Below are 8,493 nucleotides of genomic sequence, written 5' to 3'. Positions count from 1 at the left end.
GGGAAAGAACCTCTTTACTACTCAGGATGACGAAAAGGGCGGACTGGATTCTACGATAGTGAAAGAAGTAGCTGAAACCATTCAGAGTTTAATCTGATCTTATATTCATTTCGTTTGCCAACTTACATTTATAGCATCACATGGAGCTTGGACATGGCGAACAAAGTGGACATCCTATTCTCTTTTTACAGCACCACAAATAATATTTTCACCCAGTACAGTATACAAACAATGGAGATTCAACATGACACTCAGAAGCGATGAAGTCACCAAAGGACTGGAACGAGCCCCCCACCGCTCCCTGCTTAAGGCCGTGGGATTGACAGATTACGAAATGGACCTGCCGTTTATCGGTGTGGTTAATTCCTGGAATGAAGTGATCCCGGGCCACATCCATCTGGATAAGCTCTCGGAAGCTGTAAAAGCCGGTATCAGGCTGGCCGGTGGCGTTCCTTTTGAATTCAGTACTATCGGTATCTGTGACGGCATAGCCATGGGTCATGAAGGCATGAGATATTCATTACCCAGCAGGGAACTAATAGCAGATACGATCGAGGTGATGGTCCAGGCACACCGCTTCGACGGGATGGTGCTGATACCCACCTGTGACAAGATCGTACCAGGGCATTTGATGGCTGCAGGACGGCTGGACATTCCTGCTGCAGTGGTTACCGGAGGTCCCATGCTGCCCGGGTTAGTGGACGATGAACCCAGAGACCTCATCTCAGTTTTTGAGGGTGTGGGCGAGAGGCAGAACAATAGAATTACTGACGAACAGCTCAAGATGCTTGAGGATTATTCATGCTGCGGTGCCGGTTCATGTGCCGGGTTGTTCACAGCCAATACCATGGCCTGTGTCACCGAGGCGCTGGGAATGAGCCTGCCAGGATGCGGTACAGCCCATGCTGTGGATGCCAAGAAGTTCAGGATAGCCAAAGAGACTGGTATGAAGATCGTTGACCTGGTCAATAAAAATCTCACAGCCAGGCAGATAGTGACCCAAAATGCCTTTGATAATGCCATACGCGTGGATATGGCCATTGGAGGCAGTACCAATACAGCCCTGCACCTGCCTGCCATTGCTCATGAGTTCGGCCTTGACCTGCCGCTGGATCGGTTCGACGAGATGAGCCGGACCACACCCCACCTTACCAATCTCAGACCAGGAGGCAGCCATTTCCTGCTTGATCTGGAACAGGCTGGCGGTGTACAAGCAGTAATGCAGAGGTTAAAGGAACTCCTGGATTTGGATGTTGTGGTGGTCAATGGGAAGACAATTGGAGAAAATCTCAGTGCTTTTACTATAATAAATCCCAGGAAAAATGCAGATATTATTAAGACCCTGGACAAACCAGTACATCCCGAAGGTGGGATAGCCATATTGAAAGGTAACCTTGCACCTGATGGATCGGTCATTAAACAGAGTGCTGTCCATCCTGATATGATGGTACATTCAGGGCATGCACGAATATTTGACAGCGAAGAGAAATCCATGCAGGCCATTATGGAAGGGCAGATCAAAGCCGGTGATGTGGTTGTCATCCGTTACGAAGGACCCATGGGCGGACCTGGTATGAGAGAGATGCTCTCTCCCACTTCTGCCATTGCAGGCATGGGATTGATCGAGTCTGTCGCTCTGATCACTGACGGGAGGTTTTCCGGAGGTACCCGTGGACCCTGTATTGGACATGTCACTCCTGAGGCGGCTCAGGGCGGCCCTATTGCTCTGGTTGAAGAAGGTGATATCATTGAGATCGATATCCCCAACCGGATTTTGAATATGAAGGTAACAGCTGCAATACTGGAAGAGCGAAAGAGCAGATGGCACAAACCTGTTTTAGCTATCAAGCAGTCCTATCTGACCAGATACCAGCGTATGGTTGGAAACGCATCCCAGGGAAGTATATTAGAGTAAGTTTCTGCTGATATGCTGCAAAAAGAAGAGAAGATTACTCTTGTTTTGATGATCATGGCACTAATGGTGCTGATCATTGCATATTTTGGCTTTATTGCCAATGATGCAGAACCATCCGAATATTCTGATAAATCCCAAATTGGTGACAATATCATTCTCCATGGTGAAGTGGTTGGAAAGAGGGGAACTTTTACAGGTGATCATTTGATTTTAACAGTGGATGTTGATAACAGCCTGACTAAGGTATTTATTCATCGCAATAACGGTGCCGGTCAGGTGAATCGGTCTGTGAATGCAGCAGATCATGTGGAAATAATAGGGATTGTGGACGAATACGAGGGCGATAAAGAGATTATTGTGGATCGCCCGGAAAACATCAGAATATTGACACAGCTATAACGGGAATTAAGCATTAATAATATGTGCTGTCGCCTGGCGCACTAACTCCGGAACTTCACCCACTGGACTAAGCCGTTGTCCATTCCAGTAACCCTCGTGCCAGGCTGTATCGCGGAATATTCCGCATTGTGGTTGTCTTGTCGATCATAGATAGACTCAGTCAGTAACTCACGCAAGGACCTAACAACACGAGTGATGAAATATCACGCTAGGCAAGTATAAATATCTTTGCAAAATGAATATTAATCTTATTTAAGCAGTGTAAAGACCTGTTAAATATAATTCAAAGTCTTTGTAGTGATCATTAAACCTGACTCTCATCTGCTCCCATGTGGGCAGATTTGTCTGGCATCCCACCTTTTCCACTGCAAAAGAAGCCGTTGTGGAACCTACACGCCCGCATATTTCCAGTGAATACCCCCTGGTATATGCGACTAAAAACCCGACCCTATAAGCATCACCTGCACCGGTCGGGTCCATTGCCTGTACCTGAATGGCAGGAATAAATAAACGCTTACCATCAAGGTGTATCTCACTGCCTCCCTTGTCCAGCGTCACCACAACTATTCCAATATCTGCCTCCAGATCCTCTCGGGTACGTCCTATCATCTGGCTTAGGCGCTCAATCTCATGGCGGTTTGTGAACAGGATATTGGTATGTGTTAATATGGTCTCAAGACATTCCTTCGGATACACGACCAGATCCTGACCAGGATCAAATGAGACAAAATCTGCAAGCTGGGCTGCTTTACTGTTGAATACCGGGTCAGCAGTGGCAAGGTGAACAAATTTTAGAGTTGGTGGTTCAAGTTCCGGGAAGAGCTTTGAGGCACCCCAGTAGAAATAGGTTATCTGGTCATGGTTCTCATCAGTATAGATGAAGGCAGATGCTGTCATTTCTTCTTCCAGGTGGCACATTAAGCTTGTATCCACGCCCAATCTTTCCAGATGCTGCTCATAATCTGAGTCTTTGAAATCACTTCCTACAGGAGAGATCAACTGGCTGTTTCCCCCCAGCCTGGCGATACCAGCGGCAATATTTGCGGCACCTCCTCCGTAATAGATATGATAACCAGCTATAGGCATCGAGGAATTGATTTCTGCGAATCGTGTGATATCAAACAGGTGGTCATAAGCAGTATGCCCAATAACCGAGATGACATTATCCACGAATTTTCACCCTTGTTCAGAATACTCCATTTCAATAACTTCAATTACCGCTAGTGGAATATTTTTTAACGCCTTACCAATTACCGATTTTGCAATCCTTGCTGCATGTTCATCATTTTCCGCATCAAATACACGCATCTCTAAGAACAAACCCACAAGAGCAGTATCAGCCGCCATGAATACACTGTCAAAAGGTTCATCACAGGAAGGACAGTAGGTGGTGCCGATATTAATTTCAACATATTCCAACTGTGGATTTAATCGTTTTCCTGCTTCTGCTATTGCAACTCCCATTGCATCATCGACAGTTTCAATATCTTTGACCAACCAGGCTGCTTCCAATGTAACTTTATAATTATTCATTTTCTTACCTTCGTCTCATAATTAATTTCTATTAACTATTCCAACCGGATTTCCTAGATAGCAAACAAAGTTTCGTCATTTGCCTTAAATACTCCCAATCTAATACCTGCATCCAACCAGGCATGACCATAACTGAAACATACCAGGGCATTGACCAGGTCTTCAGCTTCCATAAAATGCACTCCGTCATGATAATAGGAACGGGCCATATTCATGTAATCTTCTGCTACTTTTCTCAGATAAGACTGCTCTCCAGTGGCAATGTCTACCTTTTCGATGGCCTGCTCCAGCATGAGCATGTACCGACGAGTCTTCTCTTTAATATCAGCAGGTTGAGACTGCATTAACATTGAAATGGAGGGGAAATTACGTAAATGTTGTTATATTGTTCATATTTAAGATACTATGAAAATGTATTGCAACCAGATGTTTACAGTTCGCAGGCTCGCCGGATTCGACCTGGAAAGATTATATTACCGGGGAAGGACCCCTTTTCTCATCTCTTCCACATCATATTCATCCAGGATATCTCCCACAATCTCTTCCACAATATCCTCTATTGATAGCAAACCCACCACCTTTTGATGTTCATCCATCACAACCGCTATCTGGATCTTTTTTGACTGGAGTTCGCGAAAAATCGAACCGATCTTTCGATCATTCCTCACCTTGAGAATGGGTCTCAGGATCTCATGGGCCTGTATTCCGGGAAGTTCTTTATCGGTGTACTTCAAAAGATCCTTTGCATAGATCATGCCAGTGATGTTGTCTAGATCATCCCTCCAGACCGGAAGACGTGAATGGCCGGATTCATTGAATTTTTTCAGGGCCTCATCAAGGGTCAGGGTATTTTCAACATTAACAATATCGCGCCTGTAGGTCATGGCGGTCTTTGCCTTTGCATCGGTAAATTCCAGGATGTTCTGCATCAATTTTCGCTCCTGTGGTTCAATAACACCTTCCTCCACTCCCACCTTGAGCAGTAATTTTATCTGATCTTCAGTAATGAAAGGATTCTTTATATTTTCCCTGACACCCAGTAAATGCAGCACGAGATTGGTGATCTGGGTAAATACAAATATCACAGGGTAGAGCACTTTGGTTAAGAACAATAATAGCCGCGCAATTCTCAAGCTGTAGGAATTGGCATGCCTGGCTGCAAAGGTCTTGGGTACGATCTCGCCAAAGACCAGAATTACCACGGTCATCACTCCCGTGGCGATGGCAATGCCAGCATTCCCGAAAAATCTCAATACCACCACGGTAACCATGACCGAAGCTGCCACATTCACGATATTGTTCCCTATCAGGATCGTGGTGATGAATCTCTCTGGACGGGCCAGTTCCTCATGGATGATCTTCGCCCGCTTGTCACCTTTTTCTGCCAAGTGGAGAATCTTGATTCTGTTAACCGACATAAAGGCTGTCTCAGAAGAGGAAAAAAACGCAGAAAGGCCAATCAGGATGATTACTATGGCAAGTTCTGCCATTGATGTGGAATCGATCACTTCTTTATATACTCCAATGTCAAAATGGATGAAATTACTTAAAAACTTTTCCAGACCAAATAATAGCGGGGCATGGATTCGAACCATGGATCTACGGGTTATGAGCCCGTCGGGATTTCCTGACTACCCCACCCCGCTTCGATTGATATTATCAGGTATGGGTAAAGGCTTAAAATAGTGATGATTAGTCATAAAGCCTTCGGTGTTAGAAATCAGTTATTATTATTTTCCATCATGACTTGTTAGGGGTGCATGCGAACTTATATATATTAATGTGGAGAATTATATATTAATTATATCATTATTACAAATAAATAATCCAACAGGAATTATGACTAAAATGTCACATAAATTGAGAACTGATAGGCTGCACTGCACGTTCAGTGCAATAATGGATATATTTGCCATGCAATATCTAAGGGAACCCAATGTCTATGAGATCAATGATTTGATCAATATTTTAGGCGATAAGGGTATGATCTTGAAAGCTTGAAACATGCAACCTTAACCAGATAATTTTTCAGCCCATTTCCGGAAATATCCTGTTTGATAGGAATTCCAGTAGACACTGACATTTAGCGTTAAGGTTTCAGGAGGTCCCCCGTCCTCTCATACGTTTTTATACCTTGAGGTAAACTGCTGCTGAATTGTCCACTGCACAATAGATCCAGAAAATCAGATCCCATTTTACTATCAATAAACTCTTTTCGTGCAACGAAATCATATTCCTCATCAGCCAGAAGAATGAACTTCAAACCGTTCAGGTCTGCCACCGGTTTGATACCGATACCTACGTCAGCCCTGCCCAGCCTGACAGCCGCTGCCACTGCACTGTGGGTCCTGGCTTCAGTATCGTAGCCTTCCAGTGTGGCGCATAAATCTTCAAATTCCTGATGTAATTGTCCTGCCAATTCGCGAAATCTATTATCTGTGAAAAACCTGGTACCTGAGCCCCTGTTCCTGTTTATCATCCTGTGACCCGGAATGTCTTTAAATCCCTTGATGTTGCTTTCAGGTCGGATGATCAGACCCTGCTCTCTCAGGTACCCTTTTACCAGCATCGCCTCTTCCAGGCCAAATGTCTTCAGGAAGGATAGATTATATCCTCCTGATTCATCAAGCAAATGCACACCACCCATATCTGCAATCCCGTCCCTGACAGCTACCAGAGCTCCGGTACTTCCCGTATTTATCATCCTGATCCGGTATGGCAGCATGCGCATTAACACTTCAAAACCCAGGCAGTGACTGCCAATAAAAAGAATATCAGGGGCCTTAACATCCCCCATAAGGGTAACCTCTACTTCATCATTCGCTGTTATTATCTCAACCTCTGGTTCGATCTCAATAAAACCGTCGGCGTCTGCAAGTGTGGTTATTGCACCTGAACCCTTATCGACAGGATATGCCATTCCCCTGACAAGTCCCACAGGCAAAAGCTGTTTCCGTCCTGCAGAACGAAAATCCACAGCCATTTGAGCCTTGACCTTTGATTTCAAATCAGACAATCCGAATGTGCGGCGGATCAAAGGAGCTACAAATTGATTGAAAATAGTAAGTGCTGAGGTAGGATATCCAGGCAGTCCAAACACCGGGGTGTTGTCAATTATTCCCACAATTACCGGTTTTCCTGGCTTGATATCAATCCCATGGAGCAGTACCCGTCCTTTATCCTCAATGATCCTGTACATAATATCCCCAACCCCCGCTGAAGTACTACCCGAGGTCAGCACCAGATGACATTCCTGTAATGCACGTGCCAGCATCTCTTCCATTTCCTCGCGGTTATCCCTGGCAATATCATAATAACTGACATTCACACCGCATTCCTTAGCAGCGGCACCCAGAGAATATGAATTAATATTATAGACCTTGCCTGTTTCCAATTCATTTCCCGGTTCTATCAGTTCGCTGCCTGTTGAAATGATCCCGACATTTAGGTTCCTGAGTTTGGCTGAACCGATGCCTATAGCACCCAGGACACCGATCTCCCGGGAAGATAATCTGGTACCCGCATCAAGTACCCTTTCTCCGACCATGATGTCAGAACCAGCATGGATAACATTCTCGTTAATAGAAACCGGGCGCAGAATTTGAATTACATCCCCTGCCTGTCTGGTATATTCAACCATTACAACAGCATCAGCTCCAACGGGCATCATGGAACCAGTAGAAATTTCAATTACAGTTCCAATATTCACATCCACATCCGGGACTGAACCTGCATCCACCTTACCTACAAGATTTAATTCAACCGGTTTGTCTTCCCTTGCTGAATAGGTATTCTTTGCACGTACAGCAAAACCATCCATTGATGCTCTGTCAAATCCCGGAACATCAATTTGTGATATTATATCTTCAGCCAGGATATAACCCAATGCATCTTGTAGTTTCAATTCTGTGATTCCGGGATGCAATGGAATTTGACTTATTATTTTTTCCGCCATCTCAGAAGTTGTTAATTCCCTGAATTCTTTCCTGTCCATTTCAAAACCTTAAATAATTACTCAGGTAAAAAGGATAAACATTATGTTTATTATTTCATTAAGAGCATTCGCTCATCTTAAGAGCCAACTGTTCGCGCCCTTTGCGGTGATATAAATAAACGTAGTCCGATTCAGTGATGTTTATGCTATTTAACCGCAAAGGGCGCAAAAATAAATTTGACCTCAACAACTTTAATACTGAAAATTCTTAACAGGAACTATGGGTTATTGCATCTGCAGGACACGAGTCAACGCAGAGACAGCACTCAGTACATTCTACAATATTTGGTGCTGTGGATTTTTCATCTACAAGTTCGAACACTTCTACAGGACAAACATCCACACACTCACCTGCCCCCATGCATTTGTCTAAATCGATCTCAATTACAATACCATTAGCTTCATATTTCTTTACTGCCATATTGAAAACCTCCCGAAAATGTTGTTAAAAGTAATTGCCTTATAAAGTATTTAATGCTTATTCTTATTATGTTTTATTAATTGAAGTTGAATATATTTTTGGCTCTCTTTAACATGGAGTGGGTATCTTAGGTATTACCTGAGAATAACCTGTCAAAATCAATTTATAATCTCCTGCCTGATAGCTATGAGAATTCGAACCGCAGATAAACGCAGGCGTGCCGAGCTAAGC

9 protein-coding genes and 1 tRNA gene are annotated in these 8,493 nt (G+C 44.1%); 3 read left to right on the top strand and 7 right to left on the bottom strand.

The window, feature by feature from the left end; genetic code table 11:
* Positions 1–244: 244 nt before the first annotated feature.
* Both ilvD and IBX40_08620 read left to right on the top strand, forming a co-directional pair.
* Positions 245–1,915 carry a dihydroxy-acid dehydratase gene (gene ilvD, locus IBX40_08625; protein ID MBE0524376.1) on the top strand — a complete coding sequence of 557 codons (1,671 nt, stop codon included), beginning with the start codon at positions 245–247 and terminating at the stop codon, positions 1,913–1,915.
* 12 nt (positions 1,916–1,927) lie between these two features.
* Positions 1,928–2,314, top strand: a complete 387-nt coding sequence (locus IBX40_08620) for a nucleotide-binding protein (protein MBE0524375.1) — start codon at positions 1,928–1,930, stop codon at positions 2,312–2,314.
* Between the two features lie 252 nt (positions 2,315–2,566).
* On the opposite strand, the gene IBX40_08615 is transcribed toward IBX40_08620, so the two are convergent.
* The 5 genes from IBX40_08615 to IBX40_08595 form a co-directional block, all read right to left on the bottom strand.
* Positions 2,567–3,484 carry a carbohydrate kinase family protein gene (locus tag IBX40_08615; protein MBE0524374.1) on the bottom strand — a complete coding sequence of 306 codons (918 nt, stop codon included), beginning with the start codon at positions 3,482–3,484 and terminating at the stop codon, positions 2,567–2,569.
* A 6-nt stretch (positions 3,485–3,490) separates the two neighbouring features.
* On the bottom strand, positions 3,491–3,847 hold the full coding sequence (locus IBX40_08610; protein ID MBE0524373.1) for a DUF555 domain-containing protein: 357 nt from the start codon (positions 3,845–3,847) through the stop codon (positions 3,491–3,493).
* A gap of 53 nt (positions 3,848–3,900) precedes the next feature.
* The gene (locus IBX40_08605; protein MBE0524372.1) at positions 3,901–4,197 is read right to left on the bottom strand and encodes a DUF357 domain-containing protein; all 297 of its coding nucleotides are present in this window, start codon (positions 4,195–4,197) and stop codon (positions 3,901–3,903) included.
* Between the two features lie 123 nt (positions 4,198–4,320).
* Positions 4,321–5,442: an HlyC/CorC family transporter gene (locus IBX40_08600; GenBank protein ID MBE0524371.1), complete on the bottom strand. Its 1,122-nt coding sequence runs from the start codon at positions 5,440–5,442 to the stop codon at positions 4,321–4,323.
* Positions 5,419–5,493 (bottom strand) — tRNA-Met (locus tag IBX40_08595). Before IBX40_08595 ends, IBX40_08600 begins: the two co-directional genes overlap by 24 nt.
* A gap of 193 nt (positions 5,494–5,686) precedes the next feature.
* On the opposite strand from IBX40_08595, the gene IBX40_08590 reads away from it, so the two are divergent.
* Positions 5,687–5,848, top strand: coding sequence for a hypothetical protein (locus IBX40_08590; GenBank protein ID MBE0524370.1), 162 nt, complete (start codon positions 5,687–5,689; stop codon positions 5,846–5,848).
* An 88-nt stretch (positions 5,849–5,936) separates the two neighbouring features.
* On the opposite strand, the gene IBX40_08585 is transcribed toward IBX40_08590, so the two are convergent.
* Both IBX40_08585 and IBX40_08580 read right to left on the bottom strand, forming a co-directional pair.
* A complete protein-coding gene (locus IBX40_08585; GenBank protein MBE0524369.1) occupies positions 5,937–7,841 on the bottom strand; it encodes a molybdopterin biosynthesis protein in 1,905 nt (634 codons plus the stop codon).
* 208 nt (positions 7,842–8,049) lie between these two features.
* Entirely contained in the window at positions 8,050–8,262 is a 213-nt protein-coding gene (locus IBX40_08580; protein MBE0524368.1) for a 4Fe-4S binding protein, read from the bottom strand.
* Positions 8,263–8,493 lie beyond the last annotated feature (231 nt).

Source organism: Methanosarcinales archaeon (assembly GCA_014859725.1).
Classification (GTDB): domain Archaea; phylum Halobacteriota; class Methanosarcinia; order Methanosarcinales; family Methanocomedenaceae; genus Kmv04.
This window is presented reverse-complemented; position numbering and strand designations above follow the sequence as displayed.

Bases quoted from the DNA above. Each gene is read 5' to 3' on its own strand.
- ilvD (MBE0524376.1), top strand. From the start codon at position 245: ATGACACTCAGAAGCGATGAAGTCACCAAAGGACTGGAACGAGCCCCC.
- IBX40_08620 (MBE0524375.1), top strand. From the start codon at position 1,928: ATGCTGCAAAAAGAAGAGAAGATTACTCTTGTTTTGATGATCATGGCA.
- IBX40_08610 (MBE0524373.1), bottom strand. From the start codon at position 3,847: ATGAATAATTATAAAGTTACATTGGAAGCAGCCTGGTTGGTCAAAGAT.
- IBX40_08605 (MBE0524372.1), bottom strand. From the start codon at position 4,197: ATGTTAATGCAGTCTCAACCTGCTGATATTAAAGAGAAGACTCGTCGG.
- IBX40_08600 (MBE0524371.1), bottom strand. From the start codon at position 5,442: ATGGTTCGAATCCATGCCCCGCTATTATTTGGTCTGGAAAAGTTTTTA.
- IBX40_08590 (MBE0524370.1), top strand. From the start codon at position 5,687: ATGACTAAAATGTCACATAAATTGAGAACTGATAGGCTGCACTGCACG.
- IBX40_08585 (MBE0524369.1), bottom strand. From the start codon at position 7,841: ATGGACAGGAAAGAATTCAGGGAATTAACAACTTCTGAGATGGCGGAA.
- IBX40_08580 (MBE0524368.1), bottom strand. From the start codon at position 8,262: ATGGCAGTAAAGAAATATGAAGCTAATGGTATTGTAATTGAGATCGAT.